This window comes from Mesorhizobium sp. CA14 (genome assembly GCF_020165195.1).
In the GTDB taxonomy this organism is placed as follows: domain Bacteria; phylum Pseudomonadota; class Alphaproteobacteria; order Rhizobiales; family Rhizobiaceae; genus Mesorhizobium.
Map to the genome: position 1 here is coordinate 16,224 of NZ_JAIUHR010000018.1, position 21,315 is coordinate 37,538.

The 21,315-nt window shown below is 59.3% G+C and carries 19 protein-coding genes, 1 tRNA gene and 1 pseudogene; 12 read left to right on the forward strand and 9 right to left on the reverse strand.

Annotation, left to right across the window (positions count from 1 at the left end; translation table 11 throughout):
* Positions 1-59 precede the first annotated feature (59 nt).
* From LB565_RS18705 to LB565_RS18720, 4 genes are read left to right on the forward strand one after another with little or no spacing between them, the layout of a single operon-like run.
* Complete coding sequence (locus LB565_RS18705; RefSeq protein ID WP_224586537.1) at positions 60-1,208, forward strand: aKG-HExxH-type peptide beta-hydroxylase; 1,149 nt, start codon at positions 60-62, stop codon at positions 1,206-1,208.
* 3 nt (positions 1,209-1,211) lie between these two features.
* Positions 1,212-2,318: a radical SAM protein gene (locus LB565_RS18710; RefSeq protein ID WP_224586538.1), complete on the forward strand. Its 1,107-nt coding sequence runs from the start codon at positions 1,212-1,214 to the stop codon at positions 2,316-2,318.
* Positions 2,315-3,304, forward strand: a complete 990-nt coding sequence (locus tag LB565_RS18715) for a glycosyltransferase family 9 protein (protein ID WP_224586541.1) — start codon at positions 2,315-2,317, stop codon at positions 3,302-3,304. The genes LB565_RS18710 and LB565_RS18715 overlap by 4 nt, the downstream gene beginning before the upstream one ends.
* Positions 3,304-4,260, forward strand: a complete 957-nt coding sequence (locus LB565_RS18720; protein WP_224586542.1) for a glycosyltransferase family 9 protein — start codon at positions 3,304-3,306, stop codon at positions 4,258-4,260. Before LB565_RS18715 ends, LB565_RS18720 begins: the two co-directional genes overlap by 1 nt.
* Before the next feature lie 80 nt (positions 4,261-4,340).
* Here LB565_RS18720 and LB565_RS18725 read toward each other — a convergent pair whose 3' ends face one another.
* Entirely contained in the window at positions 4,341-6,197 is a 1,857-nt protein-coding gene (locus LB565_RS18725) for a RiPP maturation radical SAM C-methyltransferase (protein WP_224586544.1), read from the reverse strand.
* A gap of 215 nt (positions 6,198-6,412) precedes the next feature.
* On the opposite strand from LB565_RS18725, the gene LB565_RS18730 reads away from it, so the two are divergent.
* Positions 6,413-7,345: a hypothetical protein gene (locus LB565_RS18730; protein WP_224586546.1), complete on the forward strand. Its 933-nt coding sequence runs from the start codon at positions 6,413-6,415 to the stop codon at positions 7,343-7,345.
* Between the two features lie 167 nt (positions 7,346-7,512).
* On the opposite strand, the gene LB565_RS18735 is transcribed toward LB565_RS18730, so the two are convergent.
* From LB565_RS18735 to map, 3 genes and pseudogenes are all read right to left on the reverse strand, one after another.
* Positions 7,513-8,835, reverse strand: coding sequence for a tyrosine-type recombinase/integrase (locus LB565_RS18735; RefSeq protein ID WP_224586548.1), 1,323 nt, complete (start codon positions 8,833-8,835; stop codon positions 7,513-7,515).
* Positions 8,836-9,022: 187 nt separating this feature from the next.
* Positions 9,023-9,574, reverse strand: a pseudogene (locus LB565_RS18740) (JAB domain-containing protein); the annotation flags it as partial.
* A 199-nt stretch (positions 9,575-9,773) separates the two neighbouring features.
* Positions 9,774-10,601 (reverse strand): type I methionyl aminopeptidase, encoded by an 828-nt coding sequence (gene map, locus LB565_RS18745; protein ID WP_224586550.1) that lies wholly within the window; start codon positions 10,599-10,601, stop codon positions 9,774-9,776.
* 196 nt (positions 10,602-10,797) lie between these two features.
* On the opposite strand from map, the gene LB565_RS18750 reads away from it, so the two are divergent.
* The 3 genes from LB565_RS18750 (at position 10,798) to LB565_RS18760 (ending at position 12,102) form a co-directional block, all read left to right on the forward strand.
* The gene (locus LB565_RS18750) at positions 10,798-11,166 is read left to right on the forward strand and encodes a hypothetical protein (protein ID WP_224586552.1); all 369 of its coding nucleotides are present in this window, start codon (positions 10,798-10,800) and stop codon (positions 11,164-11,166) included.
* Positions 11,167-11,277: 111 nt separating this feature from the next.
* On the forward strand, positions 11,278-11,514 hold the full coding sequence (locus LB565_RS18755; RefSeq protein WP_224586554.1) for a hypothetical protein: 237 nt from the start codon (positions 11,278-11,280) through the stop codon (positions 11,512-11,514).
* Between the two features lie 282 nt (positions 11,515-11,796).
* Positions 11,797-12,102 (forward strand): DUF982 domain-containing protein, encoded by a 306-nt coding sequence (locus tag LB565_RS18760; RefSeq protein WP_224586556.1) that lies wholly within the window; start codon positions 11,797-11,799, stop codon positions 12,100-12,102.
* 16 nt (positions 12,103-12,118) lie between these two features.
* Here the strand turns inward: LB565_RS18760 and LB565_RS18765 are convergent, their stop codons facing one another.
* Positions 12,119-12,805 carry an aspartyl/asparaginyl beta-hydroxylase domain-containing protein gene (locus LB565_RS18765; protein WP_224586558.1) on the reverse strand — a complete coding sequence of 229 codons (687 nt, stop codon included), beginning with the start codon at positions 12,803-12,805 and terminating at the stop codon, positions 12,119-12,121.
* A gap of 236 nt (positions 12,806-13,041) precedes the next feature.
* On the opposite strand from LB565_RS18765, the gene LB565_RS18770 reads away from it, so the two are divergent.
* Positions 13,042-13,395, forward strand: a complete 354-nt coding sequence (locus LB565_RS18770) for a hypothetical protein (RefSeq protein ID WP_318012173.1) — start codon at positions 13,042-13,044, stop codon at positions 13,393-13,395.
* Positions 13,396-13,495: 100 nt separating this feature from the next.
* Here the strand turns inward: LB565_RS18770 and LB565_RS18775 are convergent, their stop codons facing one another.
* From LB565_RS18775 to phaC, 4 genes are all read right to left on the reverse strand, one after another.
* On the reverse strand, positions 13,496-13,747 hold the full coding sequence (locus tag LB565_RS18775; RefSeq protein WP_224586560.1) for a hypothetical protein: 252 nt from the start codon (positions 13,745-13,747) through the stop codon (positions 13,496-13,498).
* A gap of 733 nt (positions 13,748-14,480) precedes the next feature.
* Positions 14,481-14,555 (reverse strand) — tRNA-Glu (locus tag LB565_RS18780).
* Between the two features lie 139 nt (positions 14,556-14,694).
* Positions 14,695-15,852, reverse strand: coding sequence for a YcbK family protein (locus LB565_RS18785; protein WP_224586694.1), 1,158 nt, complete (start codon positions 15,850-15,852; stop codon positions 14,695-14,697).
* Positions 15,853-16,177: 325 nt separating this feature from the next.
* Positions 16,178-18,013 (reverse strand): class I poly(R)-hydroxyalkanoic acid synthase, encoded by a 1,836-nt coding sequence (gene phaC, locus LB565_RS18790; RefSeq protein WP_224586563.1) that lies wholly within the window; start codon positions 18,011-18,013, stop codon positions 16,178-16,180.
* A 97-nt stretch (positions 18,014-18,110) separates the two neighbouring features.
* Between phaC and LB565_RS18795 the strand changes: the two genes are divergently transcribed.
* Genes LB565_RS18795 through LB565_RS18805 form a run of 3 tightly spaced genes read left to right on the forward strand, consistent with a single transcriptional unit; the run spans position 18,111 to position 21,141 of the window.
* Positions 18,111-18,518, forward strand: coding sequence for a hypothetical protein (locus LB565_RS18795; protein WP_224586565.1), 408 nt, complete (start codon positions 18,111-18,113; stop codon positions 18,516-18,518).
* Between the two features lie 48 nt (positions 18,519-18,566).
* On the forward strand, positions 18,567-19,784 hold the full coding sequence (locus LB565_RS18800; protein WP_224586567.1) for an LL-diaminopimelate aminotransferase: 1,218 nt from the start codon (positions 18,567-18,569) through the stop codon (positions 19,782-19,784).
* 43 nt (positions 19,785-19,827) lie between these two features.
* A complete protein-coding gene (locus LB565_RS18805; RefSeq protein WP_224586569.1) occupies positions 19,828-21,141 on the forward strand; it encodes a homoserine dehydrogenase in 1,314 nt (437 codons plus the stop codon).
* Positions 21,142-21,315: the final 174 nt, after the last annotated feature.

Here is a 21,315-nt window from a genome sequence, read left to right on the forward strand (position 1 = left end):
GCCGCAGGGGCCGCCCTTCAGTAGATGGGCTGCAGTTGCTTGGAATGAGGGCGCCCGCCGTGGATGACAAGTCAGCCAGCTGCTACAACGGCTTTGCCGGGCCGTTTTGGGGTTTGGACAACAGTTATCTTAGCGCGATTGTTTCTACATACTATCAAGAATACTTCCGGCTTTTTGTAAGTCGGTATGATGCTAAACTTACGGGTTCTGCGCAGGGCCTCGTCGAGTTGATCAACCATGCGGCCACCCGTTTGACGACATTTGAGACGGCTTGGCACTTCGCTTGCGCGGGGATTAGGGAGGCGGTAGCAAACAACGTTTCTGACGATGACGCCTTGGACGCTGCGGTGTCTTTGGCATTCCATGCACTTGCGTCAGGTGTGTCGAGCGAATTTCATGCGTCCTCCGAGCGCAATTTCCGCCCTATGTGGCGCGGTTGCCTTATCCAACCGACCAAGTCCATCCACGTTTGGCGACGTGGCAGCAAAGCCGCAATCGCGAAAGATGGTTCAGTCACGTCACTTCCGCCGGATAGCTGCGTTGAGGGGCATAACTGTCTTCCCACAATAGGGTCTGAAAATATTCACTTAACACTGCTCTCGCAGGAGGCCGCCAATAGAATTGGTTGTCCGACTCCACCATCTTTGGCTCCGAACGATATCTTGCTCGCGACGCAAAACGTCTCTGCCGCTTTAGACATATTGGAGCGGCACGCGCCAATCTTTGCGCGCTGGGTAGGAAGAGTGATGGCGTTCATCGTGCCAGCCGATGGGCCGCACGGACTGATGCAAAGTAGTAGCAGTAGGCAATGGCCAGGTGTGGCTGTAATCTCATTTCGCTGCGATGCTGTCGCCATAGCTGAAATGCTTGTGCATGAAGCAACTCATCAATACTTCAATATCCTTTTGATGATTGATCCTGTGACAGATGGGACCGATGGACGTCTTTACTATTCTCCGATGCGTAAATGCGAAAGGCCGATCGAGATGATACTGCTCGCGTATCATGCCTTCGCAAACGTGTTAATGTTCTACCGTGAGTGCCGGCGCAGCGGTCTCATGGACGCTGGCTATTGCGAGCGTAACGAGCAGGAACTCGTACCCGACCTACGAAAGTTGGAGGACGCGTTGATGAAAACAAATTCATTGACTGAAGTGGGTGAAGCCCTTTGGCGCCCGTTTCGCCCGCACGTCGCTCAGCCGGTGTGACAAATGATCCATCAGGTTATTCTGAAGATCGCAAGCCGGTGTAACCTTAACTGTTCGTATTGCTATCTGTACAATCATCAAGATTCCTCCTGGAAGGAACAACCCAAGTTCATCACTGATCACGTTTTCGACCGTACCCTAGAAGTGATTCGCGACTATTGTCGGCGCCGGACCGCACACCAGGTTGCTCTGGTCTTCCACGGCGGGGAACCGACCCTCGTGGGACCAGGGCGGTTAGCTTCCCTTAGCGCCCGAGCTAAGCTTGTGCTAGGCAGGTCGCTCGCTTCAATTACCTTGCAGACTAATGGAACGCGGCTCAATGAAGAAATGGTCGATGTAATCGCGCGGGCGGGCATCAGCGTTGGCTTTAGTCTTGACGGACCTGCCCATATTCATGACGCGACCCGCGTCACACACGCCAATCTCGGCTCTTATAGCAATGCTATTCTCGGCCTAGAGCGGCTTCGACACGCTGGTATTGAACCTGCCGTGCTCTGCGTTGTGAATCCGTATGTGTCAGGCGAAGAAATTTACCGGCATTTTCGTGATATCGGGCTGAGAAATATCACCTTTCTTCTGCCCGATGTGTCGCACGATCACAAACTATCCTGGTATTCTAGTGCGTCAAGCACTCCAGTTGCTGACTATCTTACCCCAGTGTTCGATAGTTGGTTCCGCGACGACGATCCGGATGTGGTCGTGCGGCCATTCACGGATCTGATCGCTTCCATGATGGGTGGAAACGGCGAAGGGGACATTTTCGGAAACCCGCTCCAGACCTACGTGATGGTTGAGACGGACGGATCGATCGAGGCGCTGGATACGTTGCGTGTCTGTTATTCGGGAATTACAAAGACAAAGTTAAATGTAGTTGAGCACACCTTCGATAATATTCAGGAATTAAATCCTATGTTGCATCGCATGATCAATGTCGGGTTTCCGCTCTGTGTTAAATGCGAGCAGTGCCACGAGCGAGCTATATGCGGAGGCGGATACTTGCCCCATCGCTACTCACGGGCACGGGAGTTCGACAATCCGTCGGTATGGTGCGAGGACATTAAATCGTTGCTTCAGCACATGCGATCAGCAATCGGCTTGATGGCGACATGAGAGCAAATCGTCCTTCACTCGTATTCTTAAATGGGATCGGCGATCACTTCATCAACCTGCCCGCGATCCGTGCTGTGGCCAATCTGTTTCCAAGACAATTGTCAATCATCTGTAGAGCTGGCGCAGCGGAACTATTCTGCAATCTGCCCACGCGATCGGTGCATGAAATTAACTGGGGGCTTGATCAGCGTGATCAAGTCCTAGCATCCGATTATGTTGTCGATCTCCTAACTTCATGCGACCTTCTGATATCTCTCAATCCGTGGCACACCGATGCCGTCGATAGAATGCTCGCTCGAGTCAATCCACCCATGTCCGTTGGGTTCTTTGCCGCTTTTTCAGAGCATGTTCAACTTGATTTCGAGAAGCACTCGGCTGAACTCGCCTATGACATACCCCGTGCACTTGGATCGCTAGATCTAATCGCGCAACACTCCGGTCCGCCGGCATTGCCAAATTGGGCAGAATCTGCGGCGAATAATTTGTTTAGATCATTGCCATCGGGTTCACGTGTCTTGGCAATCCATCCAGAGACGCTTGCAGAAAAAATGTGGTGCCTGGACAAGTTAGGCGTTTTGATCGACGCATTCTTTGATTGTCATCCGAATTACTATGCTTTTGTAATAGGAGTTTCCAATCTTTCGCTCGACAGGGGCCGACATGCTGCGAGGGTGATTCCGTGCAATGGGCTGCCGTTTTATGCCTCTGCAGCGCTTGTAGCTAACGCAGACCTGTTTCTCGGTGTCGATTCCTGCATGCTTCATGTGGCGGACATCTTTCGAGTGCCAAGTGTCGGCCTCTTCGGACCAACTAATCCGTTCGAATTCGGATTTCGTCTTACGGAAGTGCATTGCCACGTTACGGGCGATGGCACGATGAGCTCTATTGAAGTGCCGCAAGTTCTCATGGCTATGGAGTGTGTGGAGCGGCGGGCGAGCCAAGTCAGTTCGTCGAGGCGTGTTTTGTTGCAAGAAGCACCTTATTGATGGCAGCACTCTCCAACATTCGGTTGAAGTCAGTTTCGCGGCCAGCGATTTTGTATAGTGACGGAATTGGTGACACGCTGTTGTCTCTACCGACGCTCCGGGCACTCTCACAACTGCTTAGTGGCAGGGCAGTTTTCATTGGTTCACAGTGCTCGTTGAACATCATTGACGCTGAGGGAATTGCATCGGAACTCATTGTTCGCTTACAAGATCCGCGCGAAACGGCCGGGCTTTTGAAAGAGTGTGACCTTCTTATTTCTGTGGACCCTGGCGAACCGGCGGACTACGCGGGCGAGATGATGAATGTCCTTCAGCCCGCTTGGACCGTTGGCTGGCCGTCGAATCATAAGGTTGCGTTGGCCAACAACGATCGGCTGCACTTCGTCGATGAGGTGTTTCTAGCCGCGGCATTTTTCGATCGCTCGCTCAGAGTTGAGACATTCGCAGGGCCGCCTAGGTTTGGGGTGTGTGAGCTAGATTTCGCTATCGCACTCGCGCGAGGGTGGAAAGGCTACCGCTCTTTCGTGGTTCATTGCGAAACTAGTGTTGTGAAGATGTGGCCAATTGAGTCGTTTCGCGGCCTAATTGAGACCGTATTGTCCTATTTCAGTGACGTGATCGTGCTGATTGTAGGCGAAGGCTCGCACCGTTTTGATGATATTCCACACGGAGACCGAGTGATATCATGCGAAGGATTGCCTCTTGCGAAGTCTATGGCACTCGTCGCTTGTGCCGATGCATTCATTGGCGTCGACTCTAGCATGCTCCACGTCGCCGACTTGTTCCTGGTGCCAGCAATAGGACTATTTGGGCCAACCGATCCTGAGCGATGGGGTTGCAGGTTTACTGTACACGAGCACATTTGTGCTCGCGGAGGATCTCTCGATGCGCTTAGCGGGGAAGAGGTTGTCGCACGGGTGATAGCTTTTCTTAGCGAAATTGGCTTTCGCCAATGACCTCTGGGCCTCGGTCGGTTTGACGAACGATAACGACGACCGCCTGTAGACGCGTCGTTGCAGGCGGCCACCACCTGCACTTATTCCGCCCAAAATGGACCCTGTGGCACAGGGAGGGCCAAATATCTTTGGTCGATACTAAGCAATAGCTTGTGCTCGACCAATACAGTCAAAACGCGCTCAACACCTGACTGACCACCCATTCGCACATGAAGCGCAGGAAGGTGGGTTCGAATGCGCCGAAGGATTTCGTCATGACCAATCGGTTTTTCGGCACATGACAACACCGCCGCTTCTTCCGCTGTCAATCGATCGATTGTTCCTCGGTTCAAGCGCGTATCGAAAACTATTGCAGAGCCATCCGGCTTTGGTAGTACCCGTAGTTGGACTGACTTATTCCGCCACTCATGTGTGGCGTCGTCCAACCTTGCTCCGATCTCATCCACGTATTCTTGACCTTGGAATGTGAAGTCTAGTTCATAACCAATGTCCGTGAGCTCGACGTCTGGTAAATTCCAGACGTAGCGAGCCGCCGGCATCGGACCCGTAACCGTTATCCCATACCTATCGGGGTGATCGAAGTACGGACTAAATCTCTGAAGACTAAAACGGGTTGGTTCAGGCACCGCCAAATGGTGAATCGATGGAAACAAACCAATCATATCACGATACCAATCTTTGTCCTCGCCAGGTAATCCGTAGAGCAAATTCCAGTAGGCGTTGATGCGAAACTCCAGGGCGCGTCTAAGGAAACATATGTTCAAACTGGCTGAAGTGCCTTTGTTCATAAGCTTGAGCGCAGCAGTCGAGAGGCTTTCAATTCCGACTTGTACACTTCTAATCCCGGCTTCCGCCAGTGCCTGCATTCTCCGGCGGGACATGGCAGCGCCCACCTCGAAGAACACAGGCGTGTTGACATCGACCAGAGCTGACGGAAGCTCTCGCAGGTGACGTTGCGAGATGATGTTGTCGGTGCATATGAAGAGCGCGGGCTCATGTCGTTGGGCCAGCGTTCTCACTTCGTGGATCACAGCCTCCGTTGGCCTGTCACGCTGCAGCATAGTTGTCCCATTCAGGCCGCAAAACGCGCAGTGATGACGCTCGCCCCACCAACACCCTCGGGACGCTTCGAACGGAAGGCGCACATCGTGCAAATTGGGGTTTCCAACGGCCTTAGATTGTTCAAAGTAGTCAGTGTAGTCTGGAACTGGATAAGAACTCAGGTCGACCACTGCGCTCGGCGCGGTAAAGCTTACAGATCCAACTTGATCCCTCCAATGCAAACCTGGAATCGATAGCGGGCTGTTTCCTTCAAGAAGGGCGCGAACGACTGGCGCTACGATATTATCAGCGTCCCCATCTACGACGCCGTCGACAAACCAGAAGTTCCGGTGCATCGCACTTCCCATCGCGCCCTGACATCCGGCGCCGCCCATCAAAATCTTGAGGTGGGGATGAGCAGTTTTCAACAACTTCGCAAGCGCAAGCGCTGGCAGTGGCTGGAGCATCGTCGTTGTGAAACCAACGACCTGCACATCCTTCCAAGCTACCGCAGACAAGCACTCATGGAGGCATGTCTCGACTATCGACTTCATATCACAGAGCTTTTGGAACCCTGCAGCATCATTTCCGTACAGAGCGGCAAACCCGGCAAAGTCCGCAGGGCCATGGGGCACACTAGGCGTGAATGGGCCAAACACAGCTTCCGAGAACAGCCAGTCAGCCGCGTGGTTGTGGAACCCACAGAACTCCTCGTAGCGCGACCATTCTAGCGCAGATGCAAAGCTGAGATTTGCATAAAGCGTGCGCGCCGAAATGCCAGCTTGATTAAGCAACGCGCAAATAAGGCCAGCTTGAACAGACGGTTGATTAGTCAATGCCCAAGGCATTACGACCATAACAAAATCCGCAGATGAGACGGTGGCGGCGCGTTTCATATCGGTGCCTATTAACCTAAAACCACAAATGCTGACGCTATCGAGTTGATACTCGATGTGGTCATCATTTGCAGTGTTGCAGTCACTTTGACAGTTCGTCAACGGCGCTGGTCAAAGGCAACCGGTTGGGTTCGTATTCGAAGCCTCTAGCTCGTAGCTGCTGTTCGTGTACCATTGCAAAAGAACTGTCTCCAGAGTTTCTGCGAGAGGACGCCGTGAGACACAGCGATGAATCTGAGATCGTCGGCTTTTACAAAGGCAGGGATTCCAACAGAAAACCCAAGTTAAAAATTGATATATCTGACTATACTTTAACAAATTTACCAACCGGTCTAGGCGACACGATGATTTTGACGGACTTGCCTAGAGCGGGAGCACAGGCCGGTCGGTCCGTAAGCGTCTTTCACAATAGCGCGTCATTTCCTATCGTTATGCGCTACAACCCATTCTATCGCGGTGACGTGCACCCGTTTTGGGTGTCCGCGTGTTCGATCTGCCAGGAATACGATCTTGGTAACGGCCACTTTATTCAACGACTCCGCCGTGCTTACGGATTCACGCCCGAGTTGAGGCCACGTCCTTGCCTGGAAGTCCCCGTCAAGGAGCGACAACCGGGCGGGGTGATTTTACACCTTGAGCCTGGTTCATGGGTTGAGTGGCAACGGAAAAACATCCATCCCCGAGCGCGGGAAATCTATCCGACCACCTTCCGGGCGTTGCAAAGATTCATTTTCTATCGCCGCGACCTTGTATTCGCAGAGATCGGTGCCCGTCGCTCAGGCCTTTTAGGCGTGCTGGACTTGACCGGCCTCGCTCTAGAAACGACCATTCACCGGATGGCAGGCTACGAATACTTCCTAGGAATAACCTCTGGACCACTGCATATCGCTGCAGCTCTCGGATTGAAAATTGTAAATATTGTCAACTTTCCCTCCGCGACCGAAATCTGCCTTCCGGTGCTGAAGGATGTTGGTATGATTGAGGCGGAATGGCTGTACCCTGATAGCGTTGTCCTCCATCAAGACGACAGCGGGAATTTCGTCAAAAAGTTAGACTTTCGAACTCTGCAACAAGCATTCGATGGGGAACTTTATCCATATTTTTCAGATCGGTATCTGCACCTAATAAACGAGACCACAGTCAGTTAGATCCGTAAGGTGCTGGCATTTTGCTCTCCGCTCGCGAAGGTTTCTGGTTGCCAGAATAGCGCAGTGCGTCGAGTTACAACGTGCTTCGCGATCCACGGCTTGAGGTCCGCCGACTAGGAGTGAAGCGGTTCTCCAGGTCGATGCCAATGGTTCGCGCGGATGCGCTCCTATTCACCGCGGGCTGTTTCTTGGCTTCCTATCCGCCACGTGGCGTGCGCGTCCGCGCGGACGGATCCGGCCGCGCCCGTCACGCGACTTTTCTCCAGGCGTCGGCTAGCGAGAAGCGCGCGAACGAACGTGTCCCATATCTTCATGCCAGCCCGTTTCTCGGGCATGTAGTTCCATCGATCGTAGTTCTTGGAGCTGACGTCTTGAAGCGCATGGTTCTGGATGCGGTCACGGATCTCCTTCGAGACGCCGGCCTTGCCGGCGAGGGTCTTGAACGTGCGGCGTAGATCGCGGTTCGTTGCATAGGGGATGACCCCGCGATCGCGCTGCCGCCAAACGAAGCTGTAAAGCGTACCGTGGCTGACCGGCTTGGACGGATATTTAGCGGACGGGAAATACCAACCGAACTCATTCGGCTTGATGGACTCGATCAGCTCGGCAGCGATCGATGGCACCGGGACGGCGTGCGGCTGTAGATTCTTGGTCTTCGACCAGTCGATGATCTTCTCCGCTGCGTCCCACTGATCGACGTGGAGGCGCGCGATCTCTTCCACCCGCTGACCGGTCAACATGATCAGTTGGACTGCGCGCGGATAGGAAGGATGAACCGGTGTGTCCGGACATTCAAGCCAACGGTAAAGCTGAAAGAATTCGTCTTCGTCCAACCAGCGAGTGCCTTGCACCTTCGGCTCGGTTGGGATGCCCGTCGCGGGATTGAACGGAATTCGAAAGCGGCGCGGAGACGAGTGTCGGTAGTCATGTTCCGATTTCATGCCCCAGCCGTAGGCGGCACGAAGGTAGCTGCGAATGTGATCGGCCATGGAACGCGCGCCGCGCTCGTATATTGGGCGTATCAGTTCGACGATCTCATCGGGTTCAATCTCGCGGGCAGGGCGGTTTCGACCCAACGTCTCCGCGATCTTGTTGAGGCCCTTTTCTGTTTCCCGCCAGGAGGGCTTTCCCGCGGCCTTCAGCGCAGCGACGTAGCCTTCGAACAGGTCGGCCACGGTGCCAGGCCGCGTGTCGCCCGCGATCTTGATGCTTCGACCCCTTTGAATGACATCCGCAAAATCGCGCTTGAAGAGCTCTCGCGCTTTGGCCAGCGATGTCGAGGGATAGGAACCGATCTTTTTTTTGGTTCGCTTCCCGTCGCGCCACTGCTGAGCCATCCAGTCTGCGGTCACGCGCGTTGGCATGAGTTTGAGAACGAGGACGAGGCGGCCGGTCCCGCGCCCTTCGCCATCGGCAAGGTTTTCCTGCTTCCCGTTCAATTCCACCCGCTTCAGAGCTTGACGGATTGCGGTGTCGGTAAGGCTTGCCATAACGGGTCCCTCCTGCTCCGGAACTGGGATCGAAGGGAGAAACCGGGAGCGGCACCCGGGAGCTGGAAGCCGTTCGCTACCCCTTAAACCGCCCCCACTTTGCCAGAGCCGCCCCCAGTGCGCAAGGCAGGAAAAGCGTTGTGTATCAATGTAGTTGTGCGTGATCAAGCGTGATCAAAGAGGTCGTAGTGGGGTGGTTGTGCACCAGGATGACGGCGCTGGCGGAGAGTTCGAGCGCGCGCTTCACCACCTCGCGCGGATAGACCGGCGTGTGGTCGACGGTGCCGGTCTGCTGCACCTCGTCGGCGATCAGCCCGTTCTTCTTGTCGAGGAACAGGATGCGGAACTGCTCGCGGGCCTCGAAGGCCATGGCCGAGCGGCAGTAGTCGAGCAGTTGCGTCCAGTTGGAGAGGACTTCGCGGCCGCGCACCTCGCCGCGCGCCATGCGCTGGGCCGTCGCGGCAACGACCTTGAGATCGGTCGCGACGTTCGGTCCGATGCCTTTGACTTCTTCAAGCAGGGATGCCGGCGCGCCGAGCACCTCGGCCAGCGAGCCGAAGCGGGCGATAAGCGCCTTGGCAATGGGCTTGGTGTCGACGCGCGGAATCAGCCGGAACAGAAGCAGCTCGAGCAATTCATAGTCGGGCAGGGCGTCCGGTCCGCCGGCGGCAAAGCGTTCGCGCAGCCGGTCGCGATGGCCGTGATAATGGGGCTTTTCTGCTGCCGCGGCCTTTTTCAGCGCCGCCTTGGGCGGGCTCGACCCAGCCTTCGGAAAAGAACGCCCGCTCGTCCTCGACTTTGCCCATGCCCGCCGCTCCCCCTCAGGCTTTGGCTGAACCTAAAGCAATTCCAGGAAAAGTGTGAAGCGGTTCTCCGTTCGGAATTGCGTGAAACAAGAGCACAGAGCGACCATCGTTTCCATGAAACGATGGACCGCTCTACCCCGGCAGGCCAGGGCGGTCGAGCTTTTTCGGCGACAGCGTGAAGATCTCGCAGCCGGTGTCGGTGACGCCGATCGTGTGCTCGTACTGTGCCGACAGCGAGCGGTCGCGCGTGACCGCTGTCCAGCCGTCCGACAGCACTTTCACATGCGGCCTGCCGAGATTGATCATCGGCTCGACGGTAAAGATCATTCCAGGCCGCATCTCGACGCCTTCGTTGACGGTGCCGTAATGCAGGATGTTGGGCGCGTCGTGGAAAAGCTGGCCGACGCCGTGGCCGCAGAAGTCGCGCACCACAGAGCAGCGCTCGGCCTCGGCATAGGTCTGGATCGCGGCGCCGATGGCGCCGGTGCGGGCGCCGGGCTTGATCGCGGCAATGCCGCGCATCAGGCACTCGTAAGTCACCTCAAGCAGGCGCTCGGCGGCGCGCTTGATCGTGCCCACCGGATACATGCGCGAGGAATCGCCATGCCAGCCGTCGAGGATGTAGGTGACGTCAATGTTGACAATGTCGCCTTCCTTCAGCGGCTTGTTGTCGGGAATGCCATGGCAGACGACATGGTTGATCGAGGTGCAGGACGATTTGGTGTAGCCGCGATAGTTGAGCGTAGCCGGCAGCGCGCCGTGGTCCATGCCGAATTCGAAGACGAAGCGGTCGATCGCTTCCGTCGTCACGCCGGGCTTCACCATCGGTACAAGCTCGTCGAGGCAGCGCGCGGTGAGATCGCAGGCTTTACGCATGCCGGCAAAGCCGTCCTCGCCATAAAGGCGGATCTGGCCGGTGTTTCGAAGGGGCGCGGTGGAGGCGTCGAGATAGGTAACCATTCTTGTCCGTTTGCCGGCGTGGGCTCCCAGGAGCCGAATGCGAAAATTTGCCCCAGATTTGGCACCGGAAGCCGCAAGGTTCAAGGACGAAGTGCGATTGCGGCCTCCATCGCGGCTTTCCTTCGGCCATTCCATGGGCTAGGTCGGGTCTTGGTACCCGGAGACCGACTTGACGGCGCCTGAACGCGAAAGATCGATGCTGCTGCCGGTCAGGACCGCTTTTGCGGGCCTGATGGCGCTGCTGATGTTCGCGCTGCTGAGCTTTGCTCAGGCCGGAATCTCTGCATCGACGTTCTCGCTCTCAGGCGGCTCCAGCATCAGTGCTGCCCGTCAGGGCGACGCGATCGCGCTACTCAGAACCACCGGCAAGACGCAGGCGCTTGAAGTCCGGGCCAGCCGGCCGCTTCCGACAAAGCTCGTCAACGGCAATCCCGGCGCGCTTGCGCCCGCAGCCGATTTGCAGGTTATCGGCCAGGCGTTGCCGGCCGAGATGGGCGTCACGCCCGCGGCGGGAACGGCGACGCCGGCGCGCACCAACCAGCCACGCGCGCCGCCTGCCGCGTAAAGCCTTAGCCGCAAAGCACGGCGTTCAAATCAAAACATTCTTTCGCGTCGCGACCCGGCGACGGCCGCTGGCCGTCCGCCGGCCGCGTGCGCGTCAATTCGGATTTCTTCAATGCAACGCATCAAGACGTTCAAGACACTCACCCGCGTCGCTGCCGCTGCCTCGTTTCTGGCGGTTCAGGCGGTAATCTGCATCGGCACCGTCTATTGGGCCGTTGCCGCCACGCTGCGCATGGACGGGACGGCGGCGATCGTGCTCGCCGCCATCTTCGCGCTGCCGTCCATCTATCTGCTGATGGTGGTTACCCGCATGGCCTATGACGCGGAGACGGACCCCGCCAACCAGTAGCGGCAAGGGCATGCGGCGATGGGATATCGGAAGCGATCGACTATCGCTGCGCGCAGATGCATGTCGAGATTGGCGAGCGGCTCGTCGAACAGGATTGTCCCGGCGTCGGCAACCAGGCAGCATGCGAGCGCGCATGCTGCCTCCGGCCCGATGCCGATCCGCCGCACCGGCGAACCGATTCTTCATCGCACTGAGGTCACATTTGCGAGTCAGAAGGCCACCAAAAGCAACTTTTCAGAACGAACGGCGTTGCCCCGGCTACGCCAGCTCGGGAGACAGGGAATGGACAGACTGCAATTCGAGGTGCCGGTGCGCATCACGCCCGCGCCAGGCCTGCCGGTCGAGGAAATCTACAGCGTCGAGCAGGCGCTCGATTTCCTGCAGGATTGGCCGAAGCGCCGGCAGGGCAAGGTCTACGAAGCCGCGTTCAACGCCTGCTTCGGCGCGACGGTCGACGTGGCCAGCGCCGAGGAAGCCTGCCGCGCATTCGCGGCCTTCTGCCGCGTCAGCGGATTGCTGGCGAAGGACGCGATGTTCCCCGGCAAGCTTGGCAGCAGGGCAGGGACGTATCGCGAGGCGCGCGCTTAAAGCGTGATCGCAGCTTTCAGCCGCCGAACGAAACGCCCCGATAGCGCATTCCCACCTGCACGCCGCGCACGATCACGCGCGACAGGATTTCCATATCCAGCGGCATTTGCGGACGCCATACGTCGAGCAGGAGAGCGACGCGGGGCTGATCCGAGTTGTTCATCACTTCGTGCTCGAACGTGTCGTCCCAGAGCATGCATTCGCCGTCGGCGATGCGCCTTTCCTCGTGATTGATCATCATGATCGTTGCCGGACGGCCGTCCGGCTGTTTCGGGATGACCAGGCCGAGATGGAACCGCATGATGCCGCGAAAGGGTCCGCGATGCGGCGGGATATGCTTGCGCGGGGCGAGGAACGAGACGGCGGCCGATTTGACCTCGGGGCACTCCGAAAGCAGCCGGCTCAGGACCGGCATCCTTGCGAGGTTCGCCGGGATCGTCATGTCATAGGCCTTGAGCACGAACATGCGCCAGTCGAGACCGTCATTGGCCGAGATATCGGCCTGCTCCGGCATGATGTCGTGGAAGCGCGGCGCCTTGTTCAGCTTCGCCGCCAGCGCCTCGTCACGGATATCTTGCCAGGCGGCGGTGAACTTCGCGGCATTGGGAAAATGCGTGCCGGCATCAAGAATGGCGGGTGCATCTATGCGTTTTTCATAGATACGGCGGACCAGATTGGTTCCGAGATCGTAGGCGCCTGACATCTCATTACCTCAACGACGCTGTTATATAGTGGGATATTGCTTGCGGCCATCGCTCACGGAGATTTGCTCGGGCTGTCAACAAGCGGATAGACATCGTTCGCCCAGTCCGATGGGTGTTCGTCTTACTGGCCCCACGATATCAGGCGCGGCACTGGGCCGCGATTGCCCTCGACTCGTCATGGACATCTTTGTGTACCAATGACGGCCTCGCTCGCTGCATCGTGATAGCGCGAGCGTTGCGGAACGGCGTCGCCGGATGCGAATTTGCCGATCCGATGTTTTGCGAGGATGCCACCATGTGCATAGGCAAGATTGCGTTCTGCGCGGCGGCGATGGTCGTTGCTGCCACACATTTCGCCGACGCTCGGCCCGACACGCGCAAGATGACGTGCGCGCAGACTCAGGCGCTGATCGAGAGCCAGCATGCGGCGGTGCTGAGCACCGGACCGAGCACCTATGATCGTTATGTCCGCCAATTCGGCAATGAGTGCGATGCTCCCTACGTGCCGATGGTCGACTATGTTCCGGCCAGCGATGGCCGGTGCATGGTTCATCGGTGCGAGGAGCCGGCGCCAATGGTTCCGGATTGATCGGCGCTTGCCGCTCTCTGCTGGGTGCCTGTCTTTCTGAGTGTCAACGCGACTTAGCGCGGGTGGCCTGCTGTTCGCGCCACAGCGTATCCACCGCCTCTCACTTGACCTTCTTGATCTCCGGGCCTGCCGGCTGGTCGGTCGTTGGAGCCAGCGTGCAATCCTGCCCCTTGCACTTCAAGGCGGGATCATTCTTCGGCGGCAGGCAATTCTGTCCCTCACAGTGAACGGGCGGCTGCTGTTGCGCTGCGTCGTCGTTTGACTGGACGGGCTGATCCTCGGCGAGGACGGGCTGCAGCCCGGCCAGGCTGGTCATTACCGCGCATAAGAGAGCTGTCCGAAGCAGGTTCATCCGCGCCTCCATGGGGAGGCAGAACTCTACACCGAAAAGGCAAAGTCGTTGAGCACCGATTTGAAGGCGCCCGCCAATGTCTTGGCCAAGCCCTTACGGCGACCTCTACCGTAATCGATCACATCACGGGTTTCGCCCTGGTGGGTGGGCAACATTTTCGGAGGCAACTGGGCTGCTGATAAGTTGTCTTTGGACAGTCGATGGTCCGCTGGCGCTGGTGGCGGGCTATTCTTTGTGCGGAACAATATACCTGACGGAGCTGCCGCCGTGCGTAACCGTAACTGTTGTATAGCCGGCTGGCAGGGAGCCTGTGGCAGCCGGATCGACGACCTGGCATCGGCCGATCATTCTTCCGCTGGGAGCGCCCGCGAGTTCAGCTGTCAACGAGGTACGACATTCGTTGAGGGAGGCGAACACTCGAGGCGCCGTCCTAGCCGGTTTGCAGATGGACGCGTCGCCCGGGCTGCACGAAAGCAAAACCATCACTGCCGCAGTTGCCGGGTCCATCGCCGAAGCTCCTTTGTGGAGCTTTCAACGCGGGCGAAATCGCTTTGTTTCAGATTTTGCTAAAATATGAGGGAAGCATGCCTGCCGGATCGACTCGACGATCGAATTTGACGTACCGATCTTTGTCGCTGTCGCCCCCGCGATCAGTTCCTTGGCGTCGATTCGGATTTCTATTGGCCAGAAAATGGAGAGGTTTGGCCAGAAGCGAGCTAAGTTCTTGAAAGCCTGGTACGCCCAAGGGGAATCGAACCCCTGTTACCGCCGTGAAAGGGCGGTGTCCTAACCGCTAGACGATGGGCGCGCTCAGACGAAGCGGCTTATAATTGCGTTGTTGCCAACCGGCAACCCATTCGCAGCCACATGCGACAACTTTTTTCACAACGCTGTTAAACGCTTGGGTTTGACGAAAAAACGCTTGGGCGGACGAAGGGCAGGCGGGCTCAGCCGTCCTCACCACCGCCGCTGCGGCGACGGCAGCGCCAGTTCCAATCGCGCTCGGGGCCGACGTCGATATGGACGGATTCGGTGTGGCAATAGGTGCCGACGCCGCCGCGGCCGGGCATCGAGCGGACATAGTTCGCCAACTCCCACTTCGACACGCCAGGCACCTGGATGTCGGCGGCGGCGCAGTACATGTGCAGCGAGTTCTTGGCGCCGTTAGCACGGCGGTTGCGCGAGGGATCGCGGTAGCCGGAGGTGACGACCATCTTGCGGCCGAAATGGCCCTCGATCGTCTTCAGCACCCGCACCAGCGAAGGCTTGAGGCAGGCGACGTCGACGCTTTCGTTCTGTTTCAGAAGGCCGTTGGGCGCGAGCCTGGCCATGCCGGCGGCCGACGCCACTTGGTACGAGCCGCCCTCATCCTCGTTGAGGTCGACGTCGCTCTCGTCGTCGATGCCGGACTTGCGCTTGATCTCAAACAGCGCGGTCTGGCGCACGCCGGGCAGGGCATCGGCGCCGGTGATGTGATTGGCCGGATTGTCGATCGACGCGAGCTGCACCGGCTTATCGCCCGATGTCGCCGAGGCCAGCGTCACGATCGGCTTGGCCGGCGGCGGCGTGGTCTTGGCCTGCGCGGCGGACTGCTCGCCCGATCGCGCATTGTTGATCAGGGGAGCGGGTGCTGCCGAAGCCGGCGTGGTGCTGAACAGCGAGGCGAACAGGCTCTTCTTCGGCGCGGCGATCTGCGGCTGCGCGGGCTCGCCCGCGGTTACATAGACGCCGTTGCTCATGGCCTGCGTGGTAGCCTGCGCCTTTGAGGCAATGGCAGCGGCATCGCCGGCGGCGACCTGCTGGGCGACGGTTTGCGTCTGTTCCGCCGTCTGCGCCTGCTGAACCAGCGGTTGCGGCGTGCTGCCGGCAATCGCGGCGGAGTCCGCCGGCACGGCGACGGCCGGGAAGGTGGCTTGCGGCCGCGTCTCCGGCACATAGGCGACCTTCTCGGGCAAAGGCGTATCGCCCTCGCTCATCACGGTCGATGCCGCTTCGGCCGGCGCCGACGCCTGCAGCGACGAATCGGCCGCGGTTGCGGTCTTGGCGCCGGTTGTCGCGCTCATTTCAGTGGCGGTTGAATTGTAAGCGGGCGAAACGACCGACATCGTCGGGTCGCCGGTCGAGGTGCAGGAGGCCAGAAGCACGGAGAAAAGCGCTGCCGCAATGCTGCGGCTTTCTCCTCGTGCGAGACGCCAACCTGCTGATTTCAAAATAAATTCCCCCTCGGCATCCGGTCGGTCCGTCATCGCCGCGCCACTCCAGCACCGCGCCGCGATAACCCTCCTGTTCCCAACCGGAACGGGATATGTGTCGAATCTGCAAGCCTCGGAGTTAATCTGCGTCGGAAGGTGATTTGAGGCCGCCGAACGATTGACGCCACCATTTCGCCCTGTTTTGGCGGTCCGTCAACTCACCAGACATTACAGTCCGTTACACACGCACCTTGACATAGGTGCCCGGCGCATCTCCCAAAGTTTTCATACGCTTGCCGGGTTTGCGGGCGGGTACGCGGATGTTGTCCTGGTTCTCGATCCAGTGCTGCCAGTGCGTCCACCATGAGCCTTGATGCTCGTGCGCGGCCGCAAGCCACGCGTTGAAATCGCCCACCGGCTTGCCGCCGGTCCAGTACTGGTATTTCTTGGCCGCCGGCGGGTTGACCACGCCGGCGATGTGGCCGGAACCCGCCATCACATATTCGACGTCGCCGCCGAAAAACTGCGATCCCCGGAACACCGAAAGCGCCGGCGCTATGTGGTCTTCTTTCGTCGCCAGGTTGTAAACCGGTATCGTAATGTCGGCCAGCGAGACGGTGCGGCCGGCAAGTTCCATCGTGCCGCGCGAAAGATTGTTCTCGAGATAGCAGTTGCGCAGGTAGAAGGAGTGGTTGGCCGCCGCCATGCGCGTGGAATCGGCATTCCAGTAAAGCAGGTCGAAGGGCAGGGGCTCCTTGCCGCGCATGTAGTTGTTGATGACATAGGGCCAGATCAGGTCGCCCGAGCGCAGCATGTTGAAGGCGGTCGCCATCTTGGTGCCTTCAAGATAGCCCTTCTCGCTCATCGAGCGCTCGACGGCGGCGACCTGGTCCTCGTCGACGAACACCTTGAGGTCGCCGGCATAGGTGAAGTCGACCTGGGTGGTGAAGAAGGTCGCCGATTTGATGCGGTGGTCGCCTTCTTGCGCCAACAGCGCCAGCGCAGCCGCCAGAAGCGTGCCGCCGACGCAGTAGCCGATGGCGTTGACCTCTTTTTCGCCGGTCGCCTTCTCCACCATATCGAGGCCGAATTGCAGGCCTTCGCGGATATAGGCCTCCCAGCCCTTGGCGCCGTGGCGCTCGTCGGGGTTGATCCAGGAGATGACGAAGACCGTGTGGCCCTGCTCGATCGCCCAGCGGATGAAGGACTTTTGCGGGTTGAGGTCGAGGATATAGAACTTGTTGATCCATGGCGGGCAGATCAGCAGCGGCCGTTTCAGCACCGTCTCCGTCACCGGATCATATTGGATGATCTCTGCGACATCGCTGCGGCCGATGACCTTGCCGGGCGTGGTGGCGATGTTCTTGCCGATTTCGAAAGGCGTGTAGTCGGCCTGGCGCAGCTTCAGGTCGCCGCGGCCGGCGGCGATGTCCTCGGCCAGCATCTTCATGCCGCGCACCAGGTTTTCGCCGTTCGAGGCGACCGTTTCGCGAAACAGCTCCGGATTGGTCAGGATGAAATTCGACGGCGCGATCGCGTTCGACACCTGCTTGACGTAGAAGCTCGCCTTGTGGCGGGTGTGCTCGTCCAGGCCCTCGGCATGCTCGACCAGCTCGCTCGCCCAGCGCGAGGTGACGAGATAGGCCTGCTTCAAGAAGTCGAAGAAGGCGTTGCGGCCCCATTCGGGGTCCTGGAAGCGCTTGTCGCCGCGCTCGGGCTGAACCGCATCCTGCGGCGCCTCGGCGTTGGGATTGACCTTCTGGATGGCGTTCGCCCAGACCGTCATATAGCCGGCGAAGAGCCGCGTCTGCGCTTCGAGCGCGCGCTGCGGGTCGCCCAGCCAGTACTCCGACAGCTTCGAGAAGGTCTTGACCATGTCGACCACCGGTTCGGCGACATGATCGCGCACCTCACCCTTCTCGCGCGGTTCGGTCCAGGCGGAAGCCGCCTTGCCGGCCTGCTCGATCATGCGCGCCATGTTCAAGGCGAAACGCTCGGGGTCCTTCACCAGATATTGCTCGATGGCCGAAGGTTCGCCATTTTCCGCTTTGTCCGAATCGGGAGCTTTGGACATGGTGCGCGGGGTTCCTCCCGGAGCGTTTTCTTGACATATTACCATGGGACATCTGACCGGGTCCAATTCGCTGTAACCCGGCTGCCAGGAAAACAATATGACGATTAATGTTGGCGGGACTTTTTTTCTCAGGCCGGGTTCGATTTGCCGCATGGCGATGGTGGCGGGGTTGGTAGGTGTGCTGTTGCCCGCCGGCGGCTGCACCAGCACCAGCCCAAACAACGCGGCGCCGACGGCCTTGACCGACGGCCCCAAGGACACCGGCTCCTACCCCAACCTCAACATCCCGCCGCAGGTGGCCGCCAAGCAGCTCACCAAGGAGGAGACCGCAGCGAACCTCGCCCGGCTCAAGGCCGAGCAGCAGGCGCAGCTTGCCAAGGGCGGCAGCGTCAAGGCGCCGGCGAATTCGGCGGCACTCAAGACGCTTGCCAAGACGCATGGCGACGACACGCTGAAGCAGATCGAGGGCAAATGCGACCCGACCCTCGACCCTAACTGCAATTAGGTCTATATCGCGCGCCATAAGCGCCCCCATCGATCGTCTGGAACTGAAATGGAAGAATTTCACAAGGTCCGCCGGCTTCCGCCTTACGTGTTCGAGCAGGTCAACCGGCTGAAGGCCAGCGCCCGCTCGCGCGGCGCTGACATCATCGACCTTGGCATGGGCAATCCGGACCTGCCGACGCCGAAGGCCATCGTCGACAAGTTGTGCGAAGTGGTGCGCGATCCGCGCACACATCGTTATTCCTCCTCGCGCGGCATTCCGGGCCTGCGGCGCGCGCAAGCCAATTACTATGCCCGCCGCTTCGGCGTGAAGCTCAACCCCGACACGCAAGTGGTGGCGACGCTCGGCTCGAAGGAGGGTTTCGCCAACATGGCGCAGGCGATCACCGCGCCCGGCGACGTGGTCTTGTGCCCCAATCCGACCTATCCGATCCATGCCTTCGGCTTCATCATGTCGGGCGGCGTCATCCGCTCGCTGCAGGTCGAGCCCGATGACGGCTTCATCCCGGCGGTGGAGCGGGGCATCCGCCACTCGATTCCGAAACCGCTGGCGCTGATCCTCAACTATCCGTCGAACCCGACGGCGCTGGTCGCCTCGCTCGATTTCTACAAGGACGTGGTCGCCTTCGCGAAGAAGAACGACATCATCATCCTGTCGGATCTCGCCTATTCGGAGATCTATTTCGACGGCAACCCGCCGCCTTCGGTGCTGCAGGTGCCGGGCGCGATGGATGTCTGCGTCGAGTTTACCTCGATGTCGAAGACCTTCTCCATGCCTGGATGGCGCATGGGCTTCGCGGTCGGCAACGAGCGGCTGATTTCGGCGCTGACGCGGGTGAAGTCCTACCTCGACTACGGCGCCTTCACGCCGATCCAGGTGGCGGCGGCGTACGCGCTGAACGGCGACGGCGCCGATATCGAGGAGGTGCGCGAGGTCTACCACAAGCGCCGCGACGTGATGGTCGATTCCTTCAGCCGCGCCGGCTGGACCATTCCCGCGCCGGCCGCCTCGATGTTCGCCTGGGCTCCCATCCCGGAACAGTTCCGCCATCTCGGCTCGCTCGAATTCTCCAAGCTGCTCATCGAACATGCGGATGTCGCGGTGGCGCCGGGCATCGGCTTCGGCGAGCATGGCGACGACTATGTGCGCGTGGCCCTGGTCGAGAACGAGCACCGGATCCGCCAGGCGGCGCGTAACATCAAGAAATTCCTCGCGACCACCGCCAAGCAGCCCAACAATGTGGTGCCTTTAGCCGCTCATCGCTGAGTTTGCCGGACATTTATTGAATTTTTGAGGGGCGTCGCCGGACATGGCTGAAGCGTTGCGTGTTGGAATTGCCGGCCTCGGCACGGTCGGCGCCTCGGTGGCGCGCGTGCTGCGCGACAAGGCGGCTGAGCTCACCCGGCAGTGCGGCCGCGACATCGTCGTGACGGCTGTTTCGGCCCGTGACCCGAAGCGCGACCGCGGCATAGATCTGAGCGCCGCGAAATGGTTCGACGACCCGGTCAAGCTGGCCGAAAAGGCCGATGTCGACGTCTTCGTCGAGCTGATCGGCGGTGATGAGGGGCCGGCGCGGCTCTCGGTGAAGGCGGCGCTCGAGGCGGGCCGGCATGTCGTCACCGCCAACAAGGCACTGCTCGCCAAGCATGGCGTCGCGCTTGCCGAGATCGCCGAGAAGAAGGGCGTGCTGCTCAATTACGAGGCGGCGGTGGCCGGCGGCATCCCGGTCATCAAGACGATGCGCGAGGCAATGGCCGGCAATGCGGTGACGCGTGTCTTCGGCATCCTCAACGGCACCTGCAACTACATCCTGACGCGCATGGAAGCCGAAGGCATCTCCTTCGACGCCTGCCTGAAGGACGCGCAGCGGCTGGGTTACGCCGAGGCAGATCCAACCTTCGACATCGAAGGCCACGACACGGCGCACAAATTGTCGATCCTGACCAGCCTTGCCTTCGGCACGAGGATCGCAGCCAACGACATCTATATGGAAGGCATCTCGAACATCACTCAGGCCGATATCCGCGCGGCGGCCGATCTCGGCTACCGTATCAAGCTGCTCGGCGTCGCCCAGCGCACCGACAGCGGCATCGAGCAGCGCGTGCACCCGACCATGGTGCCGACGGCGTCGGTGATCGCGCAGGTGCATGGCGTGATCAACGCGGTGGCGATCGAGACCGACATTCTGGGCGAGCTGCTGCTTTCCGGTCCTGGCGCCGGCGGCAACGCCACCGCGTCGGCGGTGATCGGCGACATCGCCGATATCGCCAAGAGCCGGCCGGGCTTCCAGCATGCCCCGGTGTTCGGCTGGCCGGCGAGGGAACTGAAGCCTTACAAGAAAGCGCAGATGCGCAGCCATGCCGGCGGCTATTTCATCCGGCTGACCGTGCATGACCGCACCGGCGTCTTCGCGGCCATCGCCAAGCGCATGGCCGACAACGACATCTCGCTGGAATCGATCGTTCAACAGGCGGCCGGCGCGGAAACGCATGCGCAGAAGACGGTGATCCTCGTCACGCACGAGACGACGGAAGCGGCGGTGCGCAAGGCCGTCGAAGGCATCACCAAGGACGGTCATCTGACCGACAAGCCGCAAGTGATCCGCATCGAGCGGGCGGAATAAGCCAAGCCCGATTCCGCCTTCAATCGATTGATTTTGCTGTCATTTCGAAAAGTGATCCAGCAGTCTTGCCGTTGTCATGGAGCTTTGCCAGAAAAAGCGCGCCTCTGGCGGGAGGCGGAGCAATTCCGGCGCTCAAGGGTTCTGGAATTGCTCGAAGCAAACAGACACGAGGAA